General features: G+C 55.1%; 17 protein-coding genes and 2 pseudogenes. 7 read left to right on the forward strand and 12 right to left on the reverse strand.

What is annotated here, in order from left to right; translation table 11 throughout:
• Nucleotides 1–133: 133 nt before the first annotated feature.
• Nucleotides 134–406, forward strand: a pseudogene (locus DS901_RS02645) (IS3 family transposase); the annotation flags it as partial.
• Nucleotides 407–424: 18 nt separating this feature from the next.
• Here the strand turns inward: DS901_RS02645 and DS901_RS02650 are convergent.
• The 3 genes and pseudogenes from DS901_RS02650 to DS901_RS02660 form a co-directional block, all read right to left on the reverse strand.
• Nucleotides 425–547, reverse strand: a pseudogene (locus DS901_RS02650) (transposase); the annotation flags it as partial.
• Nucleotides 548–763: 216 nt separating this feature from the next.
• Complete coding sequence (locus tag DS901_RS02655; RefSeq protein ID WP_113775392.1) at nt 764–964, reverse strand: hypothetical protein; 201 nt, start codon at nt 962–964, stop codon at nt 764–766.
• Nucleotides 965–1291: 327 nt separating this feature from the next.
• Nucleotides 1292–2656 (reverse strand): aminotransferase, encoded by a 1365-nt coding sequence (locus tag DS901_RS02660; protein WP_113775393.1) that lies wholly within the window; start codon nt 2654–2656, stop codon nt 1292–1294.
• A 148-nt stretch (nt 2657–2804) separates the two neighbouring features.
• On the opposite strand from DS901_RS02660, the gene DS901_RS02665 reads away from it, so the two are divergent.
• From DS901_RS02665 to DS901_RS02685, 5 genes are all read left to right on the forward strand, one after another.
• The gene (locus DS901_RS02665) at nt 2805–3434 is read left to right on the forward strand and encodes a TetR/AcrR family transcriptional regulator (RefSeq protein ID WP_181820739.1); all 630 of its coding nucleotides are present in this window, start codon (nt 2805–2807) and stop codon (nt 3432–3434) included.
• Nucleotides 3431–4312: an ABC transporter permease gene (locus DS901_RS02670; RefSeq protein ID WP_113775395.1), complete on the forward strand. Its 882-nt coding sequence runs from the start codon at nt 3431–3433 to the stop codon at nt 4310–4312. Before DS901_RS02665 ends, DS901_RS02670 begins: the two co-directional genes overlap by 4 nt.
• Nucleotides 4309–5115, forward strand: a complete 807-nt coding sequence (locus DS901_RS02675) for an ABC transporter permease (protein WP_113775396.1) — start codon at nt 4309–4311, stop codon at nt 5113–5115. Before DS901_RS02670 ends, DS901_RS02675 begins: the two co-directional genes overlap by 4 nt.
• 4 nt (nt 5116–5119) lie before the next feature.
• Nucleotides 5120–6196 carry an ABC transporter ATP-binding protein gene (locus tag DS901_RS02680; protein ID WP_113775397.1) on the forward strand — a complete coding sequence of 359 codons (1077 nt, stop codon included), beginning with the start codon at nt 5120–5122 and terminating at the stop codon, nt 6194–6196.
• 71 nt (nt 6197–6267) lie between these two features.
• On the forward strand, nt 6268–7257 hold the full coding sequence (locus DS901_RS02685; protein ID WP_303396716.1) for an extracellular solute-binding protein: 990 nt from the start codon (nt 6268–6270) through the stop codon (nt 7255–7257).
• Between the two features lie 715 nt (nt 7258–7972).
• On the opposite strand, the gene proC is transcribed toward DS901_RS02685, so the two are convergent.
• Nucleotides 7973–8782 (reverse strand): pyrroline-5-carboxylate reductase, encoded by an 810-nt coding sequence (gene proC / locus DS901_RS02690; protein ID WP_258546634.1) that lies wholly within the window; start codon nt 8780–8782, stop codon nt 7973–7975.
• Nucleotides 8779–9702, reverse strand: a complete 924-nt coding sequence (locus DS901_RS02695) for an aminotransferase class IV (protein ID WP_113775400.1) — start codon at nt 9700–9702, stop codon at nt 8779–8781. The genes proC and DS901_RS02695 overlap by 4 nt, the downstream gene beginning before the upstream one ends.
• An 88-nt stretch (nt 9703–9790) precedes the next feature.
• Here DS901_RS02695 and lhpI point away from each other — a divergent pair, with 88 nt between their 5' ends.
• A complete protein-coding gene (gene lhpI, locus DS901_RS02700) occupies nt 9791–11467 on the forward strand; it encodes a cis-3-hydroxy-L-proline dehydratase (RefSeq protein ID WP_113775401.1) in 1677 nt (558 codons plus the stop codon).
• 50 nt (nt 11468–11517) lie between these two features.
• Here the strand turns inward: lhpI and DS901_RS02705 are convergent, their stop codons facing one another.
• From DS901_RS02705 to pdxR, 7 genes are all read right to left on the reverse strand, one after another.
• On the reverse strand, nt 11518–12369 hold the full coding sequence (locus tag DS901_RS02705; protein ID WP_113775402.1) for a transporter substrate-binding domain-containing protein: 852 nt from the start codon (nt 12367–12369) through the stop codon (nt 11518–11520).
• Nucleotides 12370–12397: 28 nt separating this feature from the next.
• Nucleotides 12398–13171, reverse strand: a complete 774-nt coding sequence (locus tag DS901_RS02710) for an amino acid ABC transporter ATP-binding protein (RefSeq protein ID WP_113775403.1) — start codon at nt 13169–13171, stop codon at nt 12398–12400.
• Entirely contained in the window at nt 13168–13836 is a 669-nt protein-coding gene (locus tag DS901_RS02715) for an amino acid ABC transporter permease (RefSeq protein WP_113775404.1), read from the reverse strand. The genes DS901_RS02710 and DS901_RS02715 overlap by 4 nt, the downstream gene beginning before the upstream one ends.
• 1 nt (nt 13837) lies before the next feature.
• Nucleotides 13838–14512, reverse strand: coding sequence for an amino acid ABC transporter permease (locus DS901_RS02720; protein ID WP_113775405.1), 675 nt, complete (start codon nt 14510–14512; stop codon nt 13838–13840).
• Nucleotide 14513: 1 nt separating this feature from the next.
• On the reverse strand, nt 14514–15845 hold the full coding sequence (locus tag DS901_RS02725; protein ID WP_113775406.1) for an NAD(P)/FAD-dependent oxidoreductase: 1332 nt from the start codon (nt 15843–15845) through the stop codon (nt 14514–14516).
• A 5-nt stretch (nt 15846–15850) separates the two neighbouring features.
• Entirely contained in the window at nt 15851–17170 is a 1320-nt protein-coding gene (locus DS901_RS02730; RefSeq protein WP_113775407.1) for an aspartate aminotransferase family protein, read from the reverse strand.
• A 155-nt stretch (nt 17171–17325) separates the two neighbouring features.
• Nucleotides 17326–18804: a MocR-like pyridoxine biosynthesis transcription factor PdxR gene (gene pdxR, locus DS901_RS02735; RefSeq protein WP_181820741.1), complete on the reverse strand. Its 1479-nt coding sequence runs from the start codon at nt 18802–18804 to the stop codon at nt 17326–17328.
• Between the last annotated feature and the right edge of the window lie 503 nt (nt 18805–19307).

Consider the following 19307-nt stretch of genomic DNA (forward strand, 5'->3'; position numbering starts at 1 on the left):
AATGTCCGCTTCGACAGGCCGCGCCGCAGCATTTTATCGTCACGGCCAACGGCGGCTTTGGGCCGGAAGTGCCGATTGAAGGACAGATTTCTGCTTGCCACACATTCTTGATATGTTTTCGCTGCGTTCCCTGTGGCAATCATTTCTCAGCAAACACACCCTAGATGCCAGCATGAGCCGCCGTGGGAATTGTCACGACAACGCAGTTGTAGAAAGCTTCTTCTACCTATTGAAACGCGAACGGATCAGGCGGCAGACGTACCTCACACGCGACGCAGCAAGGCAGGACGTGTTCGACTACATCGAGATGTTCTACAACCCGACACGCAAGCACACCAACAATGGCATGCTGTCGCCGGTTGACTATGAAATGAAACAACAGAAAATGAACGAGGCAGGCGTCTAGGGAACTAGGGGCACCTCACCATTTGTTCAGCGTCGACATGCCGACACCCAGATCGTCGGCTACTTGTTTACGCGTTAGCCCACTGGTCAACGCGATACGCACCGCATCTTGGCGGAATTCATCCGTCCGTTTCAGTCCCATAGTCAGTATCCTTTGCTACAATAAATGCTATCAAAGGAGCGGCATCAAACCGTGACAGGTCCAAACCGCCAAAGAATCCACCTAGAGGAATGCTAGTAGCGGTCTGCCCAGATGGGCAACGCGAAGAGGGGTTGAGCCCGATGGTTAGGTGCGACGATCCAGAATTAAGATAATATAGTTAGTGCTGCAGTTATCCCATATCATCTTGTGAATTCATCAATCTGAAAGCCGATACATGCGCCTATTCAAATGCGCGACTTCCGACAGGCCCGCCGCCCGCCAGCGCCTCAAACGGGCACCTTCAGGCGCGACAACCACGGTACGGCCACGGAAATCAACCAACTCAATGCCGACCCGATCCCGAAGTGTGATGAAATGCTCAAGTTCTTGTTGTACGGCATCCCTTTCTTGGGACATCGCCGCAAGGTCTGTCCCAATTTACGTAAGCTGTTCATCGGCAACTTCGCTCCGCCGAGCAAGATCAGATTGAAGATCAGCCAAGACGGCTTCTCCCTCTTCACGCGCGACCGCGATTTCCGCCGCATAACATCATCTTGTTTGGGGCTACCAAGGCTTTGCCGCGACCGTAGGAGCATAGATAAGTTCTATGGACCGCTGGACGCTCGCAACGGTCAACCCATGCGATCATGCCTTGCCCTAAGACCGTAGAAAGGGTCAATGGTCGAATTCCCACTGCGCAGAAAGCGATGCCAGTCATGATGTTTGAGAGAATTACATGGTTTTTCACTCCCCTGCGGCGGCCTTCGTAATTCCCGCACGCAGGATCGAAACCATTTCATCGATTTGAGGTTTCGTTATCGTAAGTGGCGGTGACATGACGCAGGAGTTGTAGATTGGGCGCACGAGCAATCCGAGGTCCTGACATGCTTCGTCCACCTTTGTGGCGAAGGCGCAGTCGCGATCCTCATCGGGGTTATCCGCGTCCAGCTCGCATTCAACGCCTGCCATAAGGCCAATCACACGCACGTCGGTTACAACCGATAGATCGCTTAGGGAATTCATGGCCTCGGCAAAATACGGGGCGATATTGCGCACATGTTCCAGCAATTTGTCGTCTTCAAAGATGTCGAGGTTCGCCATGGCGCAGGCCGCCGACGCGGGGTGGCCAGAATAGGTAAAGCCCGACGTGAACGCGCGATACTCATTGGTGGATGCTTTGACATCGTTCATCAGCCGGTCCGAAATTAGTAGTGCGCCCATCGGCAAGTATCCTGATGTCAGGCCCTTGGCTGTAGTGATCATGTCGGGCTCGACGCCAAACACGTCTTTGGATGCAAAGTGGTATCCCAACCGCCCGAAGGATGTGACGACTTCATCCGCAATAAAGAGAATGTCGTGTTTTTTGCAGACCTCGTGGCAGCGCTTAAAATAACCCTCAGGCGGAACAATGACACCACCAGAACCCATGACCGGTTCCGCGATAAAGGCACCGATCTTGTCCGCACCGACCTCAAGAATTCTAGCTTCCAGTTCCGCAATCAACATATTGCCGAAGTCTTCAACCGACATGCCCTTTGGCCGATCCTTGGGTTTGGGGCTGGAGATGAAGTTAGTCAGCCCCTGCGCCATATCCATATGGGCCTTTTCGCTTTTCTTGCCCGATACACTGCTGCTCAGGTACGTGCTGCCATGATAGCCGTTCACACGTGAGATGATCTGCTTTTTCTCGGGACGACCAAGGCAGTTGTTGTAGAAAAAGACAAAGCGCAGCGCTGAATCAACAGCCGTAGACCCACCCGTGGTGAAGAAGACATTGTTCAAATCACCGGGCGCAATGCTGGCCAAACGTTCGGCCAATTTCGTTGTGATGGGAACGGACATCGTCCAAGGCGAAAAGTAGGAAAGTTCTTCCATCTGCTTCACAACAGCAGCAATGATTTCGCGGCGACCGTGGCCGACGTTGACACACCACATACCGCCAGGGCCGTCGATAAGGTCATTGCCATCGGTATCTTTGACGTAAATCCCTGAGCTTCCTTCGAGAACTGTCGCCTCATCCTGCCCAAGTACGGTCACATCCTGCCAAGGGCGCACGATATGGCTGTCTTCGCTGCGGACGTCGGTTTGGATGTTTGATGTATCGGTCATGCTGTGTCCTTTGGAGTAGTGCCCGTTGCCGCGACGCAAATGCTGCACCCGTTTTATACAGTATTGCTATTTTTGTAGTCAGATATAAAATTATAATCAACTATAATATTTGTTGATCTTTGCTCAGAACCGCGTTTACATGCTGGTCATGGGTTTACGTGAACAACAAAAACTGGAGCGAGAACAGCTCATCCTTGACGCCGCAGCCGAGCTATTCGGGCGCGACGGATTTGAAGCTGTGAAGGCTGAACATATCGCTGAGTTGGCTAAGGTGTCGGTCGGGACGCTTTATAACTACTTTCCAGGTAAGAATGAGATCCTGATGACGCTTATCGCCATGGAAAATGAGCGGCTTGAGGATATGGGGCGGGCATTCGTGCCGGATTTTGATGCTCCTGCGGCGGACATCTTTAGCGCCTTTCTACTTCAATACTTTGCACCGGAAACAGTGCTTTTGAACAAGGCGCTTTGGCGCAAGGGGTTTGCGATCTCCTTCGCGGACGTCACATCAGAAGAAGCTCGCCGCTTGCGTCGGTCGGACCGTGTGCTGAGTGATCATGTGGTTGCATTGGCTGAGGGCTTGCAGTCACGCGGCCTCTTGCGGGGCGACCTTGATAGCACGGTTTTTGGCAGGACGCTGTTTAACAACGCGAACATGATGTTCTTGGATTTCACCCGTTCGGAGAACCGAACTTATCAAGATGTAACGGAAGGAATTGAAGCGATGACGCGTGCCCTTGTTACAATTGCAATGCGCACAGAGCAGGCGACCAAATGATGAAACGCTTGCAGCTGGATTCCGATGCGCGACGCGGGTTGTCGCAGATTAGTTTGCCGCTTGCGTTTTCGGTCCTGTTGCTGGCCGCACCACTGGCCATTTTGCTCGCGATGAGCTTCTGGACGCAGGACTTCTTGACGTTGGATCGCACATTCACGCTCGCCAATTTCAAAGAGGCGTGGACCAGCCCAGTCTATCGGACTTTGATGCTGCGGTCTCTAAAGATTTCGATCATCGTCACTGTGCTAACAGTCGGGCTTGCGTATCCGGCGGCCTATTACATGTCGTTTGTGGCTCCCAACAATCGCAAAGCTTTGCTGGTGTTCTTGATCACCATACCGTTTTGGACGTCCTATTTGATGCGGATTTTTCTGTGGAAGGTCATTCTTGGTTTCAACGGGGTGGTCAACGGATCGCTCATGGGGTTGGGGATAATTGACGCGCCACTAGATTGGATCAGCTACAATCAGTTTGCCGTTGTTATCACGCTCAGCCACGCATGGTTGCCGTTTGCAGTATTGCCGATCTTTGTGGTGATGGAAAAGGTGAACCGGTCCTATCTTGAGGCCGCGCAAGACCTCGGTGACACCCCGTTTCAGCGGTTTTTGCGGATCACGCTACCGTTGTCGATGCCCGGCGTTGTGGCGGCCACGCTCATTGTTTTCATCCCGACGATTGGTGATTACGTGACGCCAAGACTGGTAGGCGGACCCGACGGCTTGATGATCGCCAACATGATCGAAATTCAGTTCAAGAATGCCAATAATGCCCCATTGGGCGCCGCGCTTGCGTTATCGGCGCTGGTTTTGGTGAGCAGCGTTGCTGGCATCTATGTCTGGCTCAACCGCCGCTATCTGCAATCGGAGGGGGCAGCATGAGCAAACGAATTCTGACAATTTTTATGATCATCTTCGTAATCTTTCTGTATGCCCCGACGATACTTTTGCCGATTTTCGCGTTCAATGACAGCAGCATCATCGCGTTTCCACTGTCTGGGTTTACGTTTGACTGGTTCAAATCGTTGGGCGCAGCGGATGAATTGCGCAAAGCTGCCGGAACCAGCCTGATCATCGCGACGTCCAGTTCCATCATCGCCACGATGCTCGCCCTGTTGGCGACATCCGCGACGGTAAGATACAAGTTCCCCGGCAAAGGGGCGATGATCGGCACGATCATGTTGCCGATGGTCCTGCCCGAAATCATCATCGGGGTGTCCCTTTTGACGGTCGTTCTTTTGGCGGGGCTGAAACTGTCAATTTACACAATCATCATGGGGCACGTCCTGATCTGCACGCCATTTTGCATCGCCATATTGCGCTCGTCGTTCCAGCAGCTTGATCCAAGTTTGGAAGAAGCCTCGCTCGATCTTGGTGAATCCCGCGCGACGACTTTTCGTCGAGTGACATTGCCGCTGATCATGCCCAGTGTGATCTCCAGCCTTCTCATTGGCTTTACGATTTCGCTGGACGAGTTTGTGATCGCTTTTTTCCTCTCCGGAACCGAACCCACGCTACCCGTCTACATCTGGTCGCAGCTTCGTTTCCCACAGCGAATCCCAAGCGTTATGGCCCTCGGTACACTCCTGCTGATCCTGTCGGTCGTCCTTCTGACACTTTCCGAATTCTTAAGACGGCGCAGTGCGCGTCGGCTTGGCCAAACATCGACAAGCGGGGCTTTGTAGGGCGATGATCAAACTTTCCAAAATTGAAAAATACTACGGCACGTACCACGCGTTGCGTGACGTGAATTGCCACATCAAAGAAGGTGAGTTCTTTTCGCTTCTGGGGCCATCAGGCAGCGGTAAGACGACGCTGTTGCGCACCATTGCGGGGTTTGAGGGGATTGATTCCGGCACGGTCATGATTGGCGGACAGTCCATGGACGGGGTGCCAGCCAACAAACGCCCTACGAACATGGTGTTTCAAAGCTACGCTATTTTTCCTCACATGAGTGTCGCGCAAAACGTGGCCTACGGACTTCGCTCGCAACGTTTGGACAAAGCCAAAACGGCCGAGATGGTAGAGGAGTCGTTGGGGAAGGTAGGCCTTGCAGGCTACGGCGAACGGGCTGCCCACGCGCTGTCGGGTGGACAACGCCAGCGGGTTGCTTTGGCGCGCGCACTGATCCTCAAGCCAAAGGTCTTGCTGCTGGACGAGCCGCTTTCCGCACTTGACCGTCAACTCCGTGAGGAAATGCAATCCGAGCTGAGACGTCTGCAACGCAGCCTTGGGATCACTTTTGTTCTCGTGACCCATGACCAAGAAGAAGCACTGACAATGTCGGACCGCGTCGCCGTTATGTTCGAAGGACAGATCGGACAACTGGACACACCGCAAGCGCTTTACAAACATCCCGCATCCAAACGGGTGGCAGAATTTTTCGGGGCGATGAACATCCTCAAGGCTGAAATCATCGAGGTGGACCGTGACATCGCGACAACTCAGATTGAAGGGCTGGGTGTCGCTGAGCTTGCAATTCCAACTGGCGCTAGCGCCGAAAGCGCCTTTTGCGTCGGCGTGCGCCCTGAATCGATGACGATTTTGGACGACGGCGAACAGGCTTACGCCAAAGAGACGCCAGCCATAGTCACCGACGTCGAGTATCGCGGCGAGATGACCTATTACGATGTCGCAATCGAGGGCTCAGGCAAGCCAGTCGTCGTGTCTATGCGTAATACCAGCAACCGCGAACTAAGAGAAGTCGGGCAACAAGTCCGCATCGGCTGGGAGAGCGCTTCGGCGGTTCTTTTGCTGGATCAATAATAACCCAACACTGGAGATCGAAAATGCTAAAAACCTTGAAACGAACGACGACAGCAATCGCTGTCGCTGCCATGCCAAGCCTTGCAGCAGCGCAGGAGCTTATTGTTCTGGATTGGTCCGGATATGAAGACCCAGGCTTTATCGGTGCCTACATCGAAGCGCACGGCGGCACACCGAATTATTCATTCTTCGGTGAAGAGGAAGAAGCGTTCCAGAAATTGCGCGCAGGCTTTGAGGTCGACGTGGCTCACCCATGTTCGCAGTCTGTATCGAAATGGCAGTTGGCTGGTTTGATCGAACCGCTTGATACCTCGCGCATTGATCGCTGGGATGACGTGAACGAGGTCAAGGAATCCTTTGCGATCGACGGCGAATACTACATGTTGCCGACCGACTGGGGCACGACGTCTCTTGTCTACCGCACTGATCTGGTCGATGCGTCCAAAATGGATAGCCTGCAGGTGTTCTTGGACCCTGAATACGCTGGCCGCGTTTCGCTGCCCAACAACGTCGATGACATCTATGCATTGGCGTTCTTGGCCACAGGTGTCACCGACTGGACGGAAGCGACACAGGAGCAATTCGAAGCCGCCTCTGCATGGCTGCGTCAGGCGCATCCGAATGTCGTAACATACTGGGCGGACGGCGCAGAGCTCGCACAGCTGATGACCACGGGCGAGGCGTCAGTGGCATGGGCGTGGAACGAGACACCGACCACGCTGATTGGCGAAGGCGTTCCAGTTGCAATCAATCGCGAGGCCACCGAAGGGTCATCGACGTGGTTCTGTGGTTATGTGAACGTTGTGGACGGCCCGAACTCCGAAGACTTGATGTATGACTTCCTGAACGCATGGATGGAACCTGCTTCAGCAGAATATATCGTCAACGAATGGGGCTATGGTCATGGCAACCAAACTGCGGTTGCGGCTTTGGGCGCTGAAACGCTGGATGGCGTCGGCCTCGGACCTGTTTCCGCGCCGGTATTGGCACAGGCTCCATTGGACAATCAGATGCGTGAGCAGATGATCGTCGAATTCGAAAATATTAAGGCTGGTTTCTAAAAGAAGCTAATCCCGATCAGGGGTTGTCCCAGAGACGCAGCTCCTGATCTAAACGCGTACCGTGTGACTAAAACGGATTTCGGTGTCTTATATTCTTAATACATCTTGCGAATGTCCGCTATGCGGGCTGCATCCCGACAAAGTGACGAATGGCGGCTTTGGGCCGTCGTTCCCGGGGTGTCGCACTTGACAGGCAAAATGCAGCAATCGATCTAATGGCCGCGAAGAGCCCATTGTGTCAATTCAGTTTTCTCGCTGCATGCGCTTGGAGCGTGGAAATGCTGCGGCAACGTAAAATTTGGTGCTGCCACGCAGCAGCAAAAACGGCCATTCGGACAATGTGCAGCAAGGATCAGTTGACACATTCACAGGTCACGGACCTTCCCGTCTTTCGTATTTATTTCACGCAGCATTACTCTGCGCTTGCAGAAATTTCAGCTGCTGCGTCGTCGTTCACAGCGCTTATGCGGCCATCGACCTGTCACGTTCGAAACGCACTTTCGTTGCACGGTGTCAGGACTGTGAAGGTGCTGGGGCAACTTAAAGCCCGAGCGCCTATTCACACGGTTTGCAGCAAATATGAAATTTCAAATTTACACGCTGCAGACCACCCGAGACAATGAAGGTAAAACGGCGAATGGTTCTTTCCACCCAAGGCGTGACTGCAAGTGGTAAAAACGGACCAACTGATTATGAGAGCTTCGGGACTATTGTATTACTCTCCCAATTCAAGACTTCGATCACGCGACGCCTGCGATGCCTTTTTCATTAGATTGAACAGACCTGTGTCAGGTTTCATAAGAACCTGCAGGGCTTGCGCCGTTGTTCCACCCTTGGAAGTCACAGCGTCGCGCAAATCTGACGGGGGAGCGGCGGATTCGCGCATCATCTGACTTGCGCCCGTGATCGTATAAAGCGCCAGTGTTGCTGCTAATTCCGCAGGCAAACCCATGGCTTCCCCTGCCTCTGCCATCGCTTCGGCCATTGCGAATACATAGGCTGGGCCGGATCCCGAAATGCCTGTCACCGCATGAAGCTGGTCTTCATCCGCAAGCGGGATCGCGACGCCGACCGCCCCCAACAGCGCATTTGTCAGGTGCTGTCGGTGATCGTCGACAAAGGTGTTGCATGCATAAGCACTGACACCCGCGCCCACGGCCGAGGGCAGGTTTGGCATCACCCGCACCACGGGCGTTCCGGTGCCGAATGCAGCATCATATGTCGATAACGGGTAGCCCGTTACAATTGTCAAAACCAGCGTTTCACCGCCGCCAAAATCGGACAGATCTGGCAAAACCTGCGCCAGCATTTGCGGTTTGACCGCAATGACCAGAACAGCGGGGCTATTGGGCAAGGGCGCATTTACCGAAATACCGGCTTGGGCCAACACCCAATCTGACGGCTGCGGATCTTGCACATGGATGGCATGAGCTTTCACACCTTTTGCCATCCATCCTTCTAGCATGGCTTGGCCCATGAAACCGCACCCTATCATCACAAGGCCACGTTCATTGATGTCGTTCAAAACGTGGCCCCCGTTTCGGCTGAGATCAGGTTTTTGTAGAGCGTGCGGATACGGTCCATGACGGGGCGATCCCCCGTGCCTATCTGTTTGCCGTCAATTTCAGAAACCGGCGTTTGAGCGCCGAAGGTGCCGGTCATAAACGCCTCATCCGCGCTATAGGTGTCGAACAGGGAGTAGTTGCGTTCAAAGACGGGAATGTCGTTTGCGTGGCACAAATCAATCACCTTTTGGCGGGTCACGCCGTTCATGCAGTAATCCCCCGTTGAGGTCCAAACTGCGCCCTTGCGCACGATGAAAAAGTTGCAGGCGTTGGTGGTGTTCACAAAGCCATGCGGGTCCAACATCAGGCCCTCGTCAGCGCCCATCTGTTCGGCCTGCAAACAGGCCAATACACAGTTCAGTTTGGAATGGCTGTTGTACTTGGCGTCCTGACTCATCGGCAGGCCACGCACCTGCGGTACCGTCGCCAGACGGATGCCTTTTTGCAGGCCACGGGACGGTTTGGAATGTTCCATGATGATGACCAACGTCGGTCCCGACCGGCTGAGCGACGGATGCTGGTAAGGTTTGATCTTTTTGCCACGGGTCAGCATCAGGCGGCAATGCGCGTCGCTGGTCATGCCGTTGGCTTTGGCCGTCATGTCCAGCGCGTTCAGGATGCCGTCGCGGTCCATGCCGACATCGATTGAGGCCGCTTTGCAGGACCCGAAAAAGCGGTCCATATGTTCGTCAAAGAACGACCATTTGCCGTTGTACAGGCGCAGACCTTCCCACATGCCATCACCCAGCATGAAGCCGCTGTCATAGACGGATACTTTTGCCTCGTCGCGGTGAAAAATCTCCCCGTTGACGTAGACTTTAGTATCGAGGTTGCGGGGGTCTTCTTCGGAATCGTGGGACGTGGCTTTTGCGTCATTCATTGGATTGTCCTTTTGGAATGGTGGTGCTTGTATGGGTGAAACAGGGCGCAGCTGCGCTTGGGATTAACAGTAAAAGGCGACGTATCTGATGGATCAAATCATTCTTTCCCATGACACGGGCGGCGCAATTTTGACCTGTGCGCAGGGCGTCAGTTTCTGGGGTGGCGTAAATGCGCAAAACGGCGTCATTCAAGACGCGCATCACCCGCAGCACGGGCAGTCCCTGGCGGGTAAGATCGTTCTGATGCCGACCAGCCGCGGGTCGTGTTCCGGCAGTGGTGTGTTGCTGGAACTGGCGCTGAATGGTCATGCGCCCGCCGCGTTGGTGTTTCATGAGGAAGAGGGCATTTTGACGCTTGGCGCGCTCATTGCCGCGCGCATGTTTGATCGGCCTGTGGCGGTCGTGCGTCTGTCCAAGGCCAGCTATGATCATTTGGCGGAGCAAGATCACGCCCGCATCGCAGGACGCCAGATTGTGGCAGACGGGCTGACCATCGATCTGAGCGAGCTGGACGCCGAAACGCTGACGCTGACCGCTGCGGACAAGGCGATGTTGGCTGGGGAAGGAGGCGTTGCCGTCCAACTGGCGATGGAGCTGATCCAGACCATGGCCACCGCTCAAGGGGCGGCAAAGTTGATCGATGTCACGCGGGTCCATATCGACGGCTGCATCTACGCGGGCCCTGCCAATCTGACCTTCGCCGCTGCGATGGCGGACATGGACGCGCGGGTAAAGGTGCCGACGACCATGAACGCGATTTCTGTAGATTTCGACAATTGGCAGTCCCAAGGCGTGCCGGACCTGTTTGGTACCCCTGCCAGCAACCTGGCTAGCGCCTATGTCGCTATGGGGGCACAGCCGACATTCACTTGTGCGCCCTATTTGGCCGATGATCGCCCCGTGGAGGGGGAAAATATCGGCTGGTCGGAATCCAACGCCGTGATCTTTGCCAATTCGGTGCTGGGGGCGCGGTCGGTAAAGCACCCTGACTTCTTCGATCTGTTCGTCGCGCTGACGGGTCGCGCGCCGCTGTCGGATGTGTATCTGCCCAAAAACCGGCAGGCGCGGGTGCGTTTGACTGTCGATTTGCCCGAAACTTATGATGAGGCGATCTGGCCCTTGATCGGTTGGGTCGCGGGGCAGCAGGCGCCCGACCAAATTCCGCTGATCGAAGGGCTTGGCGATGCTGGACTGAATGAGGATGATCTGAAAGGGCTGTGCGCGGCCTTTGGCACCACGTCGGCGGCACCGATGCTGCACATTCAAGGCATCACGCCCGAAGGCGACCGGCCCGTTATGCAGGGCGCGCCGCAGATCGTTATCACGGCGGATATGTTGGCGTCGGCGTGGGAAACGCTCAACTCCGGACCGGAGCAGGTCGATCTTGTGGCACTGGGAAGCCCGCATTTCTCGCTTTCCGAAACGCGGCGGTTTGCAAATCTGATGGCGGGGCAGACCTGTGCGGCACAAACGGCATGCATCATCACGCTTGGCCGCGAGACGTTTGTTCAAGCCGAAACGGAAGGTTTGATTGCAGCGTTGGAAACCTGCGGCGTGCGCATTCTGCGCGACCTGTGCTGGTGTTCGATTTCCGAACCGGTCTTCCCCCCCCACGCGCGTCATCTGGTCACAAACTCCGGTAAATATGCACATTATGCCCCCGGTCTGTCTGGCCGGTCGGTGCGCTTTGCAAGCCTTGCCGACTGCGCCCGCGCCGCTGTAGCTGGACGGTTGGCCGAAGGTTTGCCTGATTGGTTGAAATAAGGTGTTTCGGGCGCTGTGTGCGCCCGAAACGGTCATCCGAGACGTCAAGATCAGTTGTTGAACATCAATTCACGCTGGATGACAGGGGACGCTGCTGGGTCCAGACCGAATTCTGTCAGGAAGTCCGCATACCAGCCTTGCGTTTGGCCGGTTTCGTACCAGTAAAAAATCGAAGTATCGACCCAGTTCAGGAACCGCTGGTCGTCTTCCTGACGCACCGCGATGGATGTGGGCGACGAAAACGCAGGTGTCGGGATCACAAGTTGACCTGTGCCCAAACGCTGACGTGCGGCCAACAGGGGCGGGTGGAACAAGGACACCGCATCAACGCGGCCCGACTGATAGGCCGCAATCGCCGCGCCGTTATCAGGGAAGCGCTGGATATCGGCCAGTGGCAGGTTGGCTGTGACATAGGTGTCCATGCTGGACCCTTGCGGCACCGCGATTGAAACGTCTTCGCTGTTCAATTCAGCCCATGTGTCTGCGGCCAGATCTTCGTTCGCCAACACGGCGAGGGAGATATAGAGCAGCGGGTTGGACGGGAACGCCACGGACATTGCGCGGTCGGGTTTTGGGTCCAAGACCGGCATGGCGTCGATTTTGTTGGATTGCAGCGCGGCCACGGCGGTGCCCCATGTGACCTCAACTACCTCAAGGTCAACACCCAGCGTGTCGGCCATGTTCTGACCGATGGTGATGCCAAGGCCGCTGTCCCATTCGCCAGTAGCGGGGTTTTTGCTGAACCATGGTGGGGCTTGTGTGACGCCAATGCGCAGCACGCCTGTTTCCTGAATTTGATCCCATGTCGACATCTCTTGCGCCGAGGCGGGAACCGCTGAAAGTGTCGCAGCGGTGGCAAGTGCGGCCACCCAGCTTGCGGTTTTGCGAAGTGTTTTGATCATTTTGTAGTCCTCTCTGTTGAGTTCGGTTTTATTCCGGCAATTTGAACAGGGCATGCCCGTCCAGGAATTCTCTCATGCGTTGGGTTTTCGGGGTCTTCAGCAGCGCCTGTGGCTGGCCCTCCTCATGGATTTCGCCTTGGTTAAGGAACAGCACGCGGTTGGCGACGTGATAGGCAAAGCCCAACTCGTGGGTGACGCAAATCATCGTCATGCCCTCTTCGGCCAATTGGCGCATAGTTTTCAAAACCTCGCCGACCAGTTCGGGGTCAAGCGCAGATGTGACCTCATCAAAAAGCATCACTTCGGGGTCCATCGCGAGGGCACGGGCAATTGCGACCCGCTGTTTTTGCCCGCCCGAGAGGCGCGACGGGTATTCGCTCGCCTTTTCGGCCAGGCCGACCCGTTGCAATTGCGCCATGGACTTGTCCTTTGCCTCTTCCTGCCTGCGGCCCAAAACGGTGATCTGGCCTTCCATGACGTTTTGCAGAACGCTCATGTGTGGGAACAGATTGAAATGCTGGAACACCATCCCGATGCGCGAGCGCAGCTTGCACAAATCGGCCTCTTTGTAGCGCATCTTGCCGTTGACGTCGTCGCCTACGGCCTCGCCATTCAGATAGACGCGCCCTTCAGTCGGCGTTTCCATAAAGTTGATACAGCGCAACAGGGTGGATTTCCCCGACCCGCTTGAGCCAAGTAAAACAACCGTTTCACCCGCCTCAACTGTCAAGTTGATGCCTTTCAGGACATCCAGCGTGCCAAAACTTTTGTGTAGGTTTTTAACTTTGACAAGTTCGGTCATTGGTCACTCCGGCTAAGTTTGCGCTCGATCACATAGGTGGCCTGTACGACAGGGTAGAGGACCACAAAGAAGATCACGGCGACGGCTGTGTAAGATTCGATTGGGTTGTAGTTAAGATCCGCGATCAGCTTGGCTTGGTTCAAGGTTTCGACGTAGGCGACGACGGACGCCAGCGTTGACATCTTGAACACCTCGATGCCGCGGTTTGTCAGGGCCGGCAGAACTCGTTTTAGGGCAACAGGCAGGATGATGCGGCGCATGGTTTGGGCAAAACTCATGCCGATGGCCTTGCCGGCCTCCCATTGGCCCTTTTCGACAGATTGTATACCTGCGCGGTAGATTTCGGCAGAAAACGCCATGGTGTTCAAAGATATGCCAAGAACGGCCGCAAGAAACGGGCTGGTTTCAACCCCCGTGAGGATCGGGAAGGCGTAGTAGAACCAGATGATCTGCACCAGAACCGGCACGTTGCGGAATATCTCGACAAAAGCACGTGCGGGCCATGCTAAAATGGGTGTTTTCATGTAGCGCATGATGCCGATCACCAGCCCCCCGGACATGCCCAAGACAGCCGTGACGCCAAACATCAACAAGGTGCCCTGAAGCCCGATCCAAAAGACGCGCCAATTTTGAAAGAGTGTTGCGAAGTCCCAATTATAATCCATGTTAATGCACCGTCCCTTCGCCTGATTTGGCCAAGCGCCGTTCGACGACGATGGACAACTGGCTGAATACAAAGATCAAAAGAAAGTAGATCACCGCGATCACTGTGTAGACTTCAAGTGGGCGGAACGTGCGCTGCGCGATGTCGTTGGCCTGATACATCAGGTCCGTGTAGGCGATGGTCGACACCAGTGTGGTGGTCTTGAGCAATTCGATCGAGCGTTCCATGAACGCGGGGATCATCCGTTTGACGGCCTGCGGCAGGATCACGCGACGCAGGGTCTGGTTGCGGGTCATGCCGATGGCCTTTGACCCCTCCCATTGGCCCTTATCGATGGACTGGATGCCGCTGCGAAAGATTTCCGCAAAGAAGGCCGAAGACTGGATCGAGAAGGTGACGATTGCCGTGGTGAACGGGGTCATGTTGACGCCGAACAGGATCGGAAACGCAAAGAAGAACCAGAACAGCTGCACCAGCGGCGGGGTGGTGCGGAAAAATTCTATGATGAACGCGGCCACCATCGACAGGATGCGCATTTGGGACAGCCGCGATAGCGCAAGGCCAAGCCCCAAGGGCACCCCGAACAACAGCGCCAGACCCGTAACCTTTAAGGTGTTGAGCAACCCCAAAAGTAAGATGTCCATGCTGCCGAGAACCGGAGCAAAATTCCATTCCATGTTACGCGGTTTCCTTATGTTGGGGTGTGTTCAAGGTCGGTCCAGACTGTTGGCGACGCATCGTAAAGCGGGCGGCACTGTAGGGTGTCAGATCAATGTTGGGGCGCTTGCCGCTTATCAGCTGCGCAAGGATTTGACCGGTGCGGGCTGATCCGGTCAAACCAACATGTTGGTGGCCAAAGCCCAAGAACACGCCTTTGATCGTGGACAATTCATCAATGATCGGCACCGAATCCGTTGGCGCGGGCCTGTGGCCCACCCAGCGTGTTTCCTTGGAATAGGTCAGATCGGGCAACACGTCTTTGGTCGCGGCTTTCAGCAGTTCAAAGACCTTGTCCTGCCCTTTGTTCTTAAGGCCGCCGAACTCCACCGCTCCGGCGACCCGCAGGCGGCCTTTCATCTGGGAAAAGATCAGTTTTTTACTGGGCACTAAGGTCGGGACACGGGGCACGAATGACGGATCCCAGAACTCGATATGGTAACCTGTTTCAGCCTCCACAGGGATTTTCACACCGAGCTTTTTGGTCAACAGCGGCGACCACGCGCCCGCTGTGATCGCAATCCGGTCCGCCGTTACAGGGCCGTCAGTTGTCATCACTCCGGTTGCATGCCCGTTCTCATGCAAAATATTCGTGACTTCAGCCGATAAGATACGCCCGCCGGCGGCGACCAAATATTTACGAAGAGCCTCCATATAGCCGGCTGGATCGGTAATCTGGCCGTGTCCGGCCAGAGCCGCCAAAAAACCAAGACTTTTGTTGAAAACTGGATCGTAGCTGTCACGATTTGCGCCGTCATGCTCGGACCACTTGAACCCGAGATCAGAACGGATTTTCCAGCCAAACGCATCCTTCAGAAACGTGTCGCGGTCTTTATACAACACCGCAAAGTCGCAAGGTTTGATGAATGCCTCCGCCTCAGTCCCCTTACTCAAGGCAAAGTGGTCCTCAAGGCTGTTGCCGACGATTGGAAACAAGGCGGAAGATATGCGTCGTACGTCGGTCGCGTTTGCATGTGACAGATAACGCGTCGCCCAAAGGGCTATACGCGGAAGATATAGCCAGCGCAGGAATATCGGCTCTGTCCGGCTGAGTACCATTTTGGGCAGTTTTGTCAGCAACCCCGGCATCGTCACAGGCAAAACCGACGCTGAGGCCAGAACACCCGCATTGCCATAACTTGCGCGATCTTCGGGCGCACTTTTGTCGATCAACGTGACGGCGTTTCCCTCGTGTAACGACCATATCGCCGTTGCGATACCGACCATACCGCCGCCAACCACGATAACATGTGGTTGGTCGACAGGGTCTTTATCAGCGTGGCGCGTGATCATGATCGTTACACCAAACCCGACTTCTCGAGATCGGTAAAACTGCGATCCAAAGCATCCAGCACCGGCTGAACATCTTCCATCTGCAAACACAGCGGCGGCACCATACGCAAAATATTCTTGTGCGGCCCGGTCTTTGACACGATCAGCCCGTGTTCGCGCGTCGTCTCAAACACAAAGGCGGTTTGGTCTGTAGCGGGCTCTTTCGTGTCGCGGTCGCTTACAAGCTCGATGGCCTGCATGAAGCCGCGCCCGCGTACATCGCCGATGATTGGGTAGCGTGATTGAAGGTGCTTAAGGCCTTCGTGAAGCGCGGCCCCTACCGTTTTTACATTATTGATCAGGTCGTCTTCTTCGATCACCTGCAGCACCGCGCGTGCAGCGGAGCATGAAATCGGGTTGGCGCCGTAGGTGTGAAACAACAATTTGCCGTCCATGGTGTCGGCGACCTCTTTTTTCACCACGACGGCTCCGATAGGAATGCCATTTCCAAGGCCCTTTGCGATAACCATGATGTCGGGAACAACGCCGTGATGATCAAAGCACCACATTGCGTCACCGGTTTTCCCAAAGCCGGACTGAACCTCATCCGAGATCAGCAATCCACCAGCCGCGCGGACCTTTTCGGCGGCACCCTTGAGATAACCATCCGGCATCTGGATGATCCCGCCATAGCCCTGAACGGATTCGATGATCATCGCGGCCAGCTCACCACTGGTTTGGGACGCGATTGTATCGTCGATCGCATTCAAATAGGGGGCCGTGCCTGCGCCAAACAGTCCGCGATACTGGTTGGGTTCGGCGACAAAGCTAACGTTTGGCACCTGCGATACATTGTGGCGAAAGCCAGGAACGCTCGTGACAGATTGCGCGCCATAGGATGCCCCGTGATAGGAATAGCGCAGCGCGAGGATATCGTGATTTCGTGTGGCACGGCGGGCCATCATCATCGCTAGATCAATCGCCTCGGTGCCAGAGTTTGTGAAATGCACGACCCAGTCGTGCCCCTTTGGCATGGTCGCCGCCAGTTCCTCTGCCAGATGCGCGGGAACGGGATGGTAAAACATCGTGGTGCAATGGGTCAGTTCCTGCACCTGCGCTGTCACTGCTTCGACCACCTTTGGGTGGCAGTGGCCAACGCTGATGCACAGGTTCATGCCCAACATGTCGATCAGCTTGTTTCCGTTCTCGTCCCAGACATATTGCATCTGTCCTTTCTTGATGATCAGCGGCTTTTGATAGGGGACAAAGGCGCGTTGGGACGCTGCATAATACTGCTCGCGCTTGTCGATAATGGATTGTGTTGACCAATCAACCGAGGTTGTCATTTGCTCATGTTTCCTTCAATTCAGGCGCCAAAATCGCGCGTAGGACAGTCACGCGTTGCGGTGCTTCTGACCCTTTCGAATCAAAGCATGTCAGAAGGATTTCGAGTCAGTAATGGACAGTTTAACGTATTGTTCAGGACAGATTGACCGGAAATTCAACCACGCATGCGTTTCACCTCATCAGCGATGACTTGAATGCCGTCGTGGATTGCAGCCCGCGGAAGAGCCGCAAATCCGATGCGGAAATTGCGCCGCCCCTGATCGGGGTCGCTGAAAAAAACAGCGCCCTCATCGATCAGCACACTGCGTGTTTTTAACCGCTGTGCGAGGACCGTTGTGTCGACATCCGGCGGCCCCGTCAGCCAGAAACACGTCCCCCCCAAAGATGCCTGAATTTCGAACTCGGGCAGAAATTCCTTGATCGCGCCCAGCGTGATTTCCCAGCGCCCACGATACCGACGTTCCATTTTCCGCAAATGCACATCCAGCGCGCCTGTGGCGATGAAATTTGCCATGGCTTCCTGCATCAATATCGGGGGATGACGCATCATATAACGACGTATAGCCTTGATTTCTTTGATGATATCCGGATGGGCGACCATGTATCCAATGCGCAGGCCCGGTGCGACGCTTTTGGACAGGCTGCCCACGTAAATCGCACGGCCAGAGGCCTCCATCGACTGGATCGGACGCCCGCGACCCTGCACGAAATTCATCTCCGCCTCGTAGTCATCTTCGCAGATTAGAAAGTCATCCTGCTCGGCGCGGGCGCACAGCTGACGCCGTCTGTCTTCGGGCATCGTTACTGTGGTGGGAAACTGGTGGCTGGGGGTCGTGTAGACCATCCCGACGCCCTTTGGTATTTTCGAAACAACCAACCCGTTCCGGTCAACCGGGACATTCACAACAGGGGCCCCCGCCACCGCGAATGCGTTGCGTGCTTCGGGGTAACAGGGGTCTTCGACAGCCACGCTTCGGCCCGCATAGGCGGTCAGACAGCCCAACAAATAAATTGAGTGCTGCGCGCCGTTGGTGATTAAAATTTGATCATAGTCGGCAGAAATTCCGCGGTATCCGAACAGCCGTTGTTGCAATTGCTTCACCAACAGCACGCTGCCGGTTCCCGCAGAATCGCGCGTCCAGCGTTCAATGTTGGATGTCGCCATTGCCACGCGCATACTTTCACGCCAACCAGCCACTGGAAAACGTTCCGGTTCGATTTGGTTGTAGACGAATGGGTAGGTGTAAGACGTCCAGTCTACAGGATGATCGACTTTGCGCATCCCCGAGGGTCGTGGCTTTGACGCAAGCATTGTTTTCAGCGGGGACAGCGTTGCGGAGCGCTCTTTTTGCGCCAATGGGATCGTGTCCTGAAATTGTCCCAACGTATCGGCAACAAAGTAGCCGCTGCGATCCTTTGCGGTCACCATCCCTAGATCCATCAAGCTGCAATAGGCGTCATAGACGGTATTGCGGGACACACCAAGATGTTCGGCCAGACTTCGGCAGGATGGCAAAGGCTCAGACTCTGAAAACAGATCCCTAGAGATGGCAGCGCTGACCAGCTCACACACTTGATCGCGCAATTTGGCCGATGAGTCGGCAGGGAGGCGCAAGAACTTGGCGTTTTCCATTTTTTCGATCTTTGGCGACATTCCAAAAGCGGACGCACTGGTTGAATCCACATATATATCTACCGAGTGGATGAACGCAGGTCTATCCCCGTGCGCGCGATCAACTTAGGTGTTGAGGATGTTGTTTTGAACGGCGTTTAGCGCCGCATGAGCGGACCTGTTCTCCTAGGCGAATGCATGCAGCAGGAATGTCTTTGAGGTATAGTTGGGCTCCTCACGGCCTGATGCATACACAGTGATGGCGTGCACAAGTGCTCCTTCATAGCGGCCACTCAATCCTGGTTGGCAGGCGACAACTCGGACCGTATCTATTAAGTCCGGGCTGAACGCCGCGACAGTGCAGTTTGGATTCCATCCGTTTTTGTCCGTTTGAATGACCGGTTTAAAGAAATTCAATACGCTGCCGAAGTCTCCATGCCGCGCGCGCGAGCAAATGCTGCGTCAGCAATAGCCGCGTCTGCATAAGACCGGTTTGCCCCGCGGGAAGCAGACGTTCTTTGTAA

It is taken from the genome of Loktanella sp. D2R18 (assembly GCF_003318235.1).
Lineage (GTDB): Bacteria > Pseudomonadota > Alphaproteobacteria > Rhodobacterales > Rhodobacteraceae > Yoonia.

Excerpts from the sequence above, each read along its gene's own strand:
- DS901_RS02675 (WP_113775396.1), top strand. The coding sequence starts at position 4,309 with ATGAGCAAACGAATTCTGACAATTTTTATGATCATCTTCGTAATCTTT.
- DS901_RS02725 (WP_113775406.1), bottom strand. The coding sequence starts at position 15,845 with ATGATCACGCGCCACGCTGATAAAGACCCTGTCGACCAACCACATGTT.
- DS901_RS02685 (WP_303396716.1), top strand. The coding sequence starts at position 6,268 with ATGCCAAGCCTTGCAGCAGCGCAGGAGCTTATTGTTCTGGATTGGTCC.
- DS901_RS02670 (WP_113775395.1), top strand. The coding sequence starts at position 3,431 with ATGATGAAACGCTTGCAGCTGGATTCCGATGCGCGACGCGGGTTGTCG.
- DS901_RS02655 (WP_113775392.1), bottom strand. The coding sequence starts at position 964 with ATGTCCCAAGAAAGGGATGCCGTACAACAAGAACTTGAGCATTTCATC.
- lhpI (WP_113775401.1), top strand. The coding sequence starts at position 9,791 with ATGGATCAAATCATTCTTTCCCATGACACGGGCGGCGCAATTTTGACC.
- DS901_RS02730 (WP_113775407.1), bottom strand. The coding sequence starts at position 17,170 with ATGACAACCTCGGTTGATTGGTCAACACAATCCATTATCGACAAGCGC.
- DS901_RS02660 (WP_113775393.1), bottom strand. The coding sequence starts at position 2,656 with ATGACCGATACATCAAACATCCAAACCGACGTCCGCAGCGAAGACAGC.
- DS901_RS02705 (WP_113775402.1), bottom strand. The coding sequence starts at position 12,369 with ATGATCAAAACACTTCGCAAAACCGCAAGCTGGGTGGCCGCACTTGCC.
- DS901_RS02720 (WP_113775405.1), bottom strand. The coding sequence starts at position 14,512 with ATGGAATGGAATTTTGCTCCGGTTCTCGGCAGCATGGACATCTTACTT.
- pdxR (WP_181820741.1), bottom strand. The coding sequence starts at position 18,804 with ATGGAAAACGCCAAGTTCTTGCGCCTCCCTGCCGACTCATCGGCCAAA.
- DS901_RS02710 (WP_113775403.1), bottom strand. The coding sequence starts at position 13,171 with ATGACCGAACTTGTCAAAGTTAAAAACCTACACAAAAGTTTTGGCACG.
- DS901_RS02680 (WP_113775397.1), top strand. The coding sequence starts at position 5,120 with ATGATCAAACTTTCCAAAATTGAAAAATACTACGGCACGTACCACGCG.
- DS901_RS02665 (WP_181820739.1), top strand. The coding sequence starts at position 2,805 with ATGGGTTTACGTGAACAACAAAAACTGGAGCGAGAACAGCTCATCCTT.
- DS901_RS02695 (WP_113775400.1), bottom strand. The coding sequence starts at position 9,702 with ATGAATGACGCAAAAGCCACGTCCCACGATTCCGAAGAAGACCCCCGC.
- DS901_RS02715 (WP_113775404.1), bottom strand. The coding sequence starts at position 13,836 with ATGGATTATAATTGGGACTTCGCAACACTCTTTCAAAATTGGCGCGTC.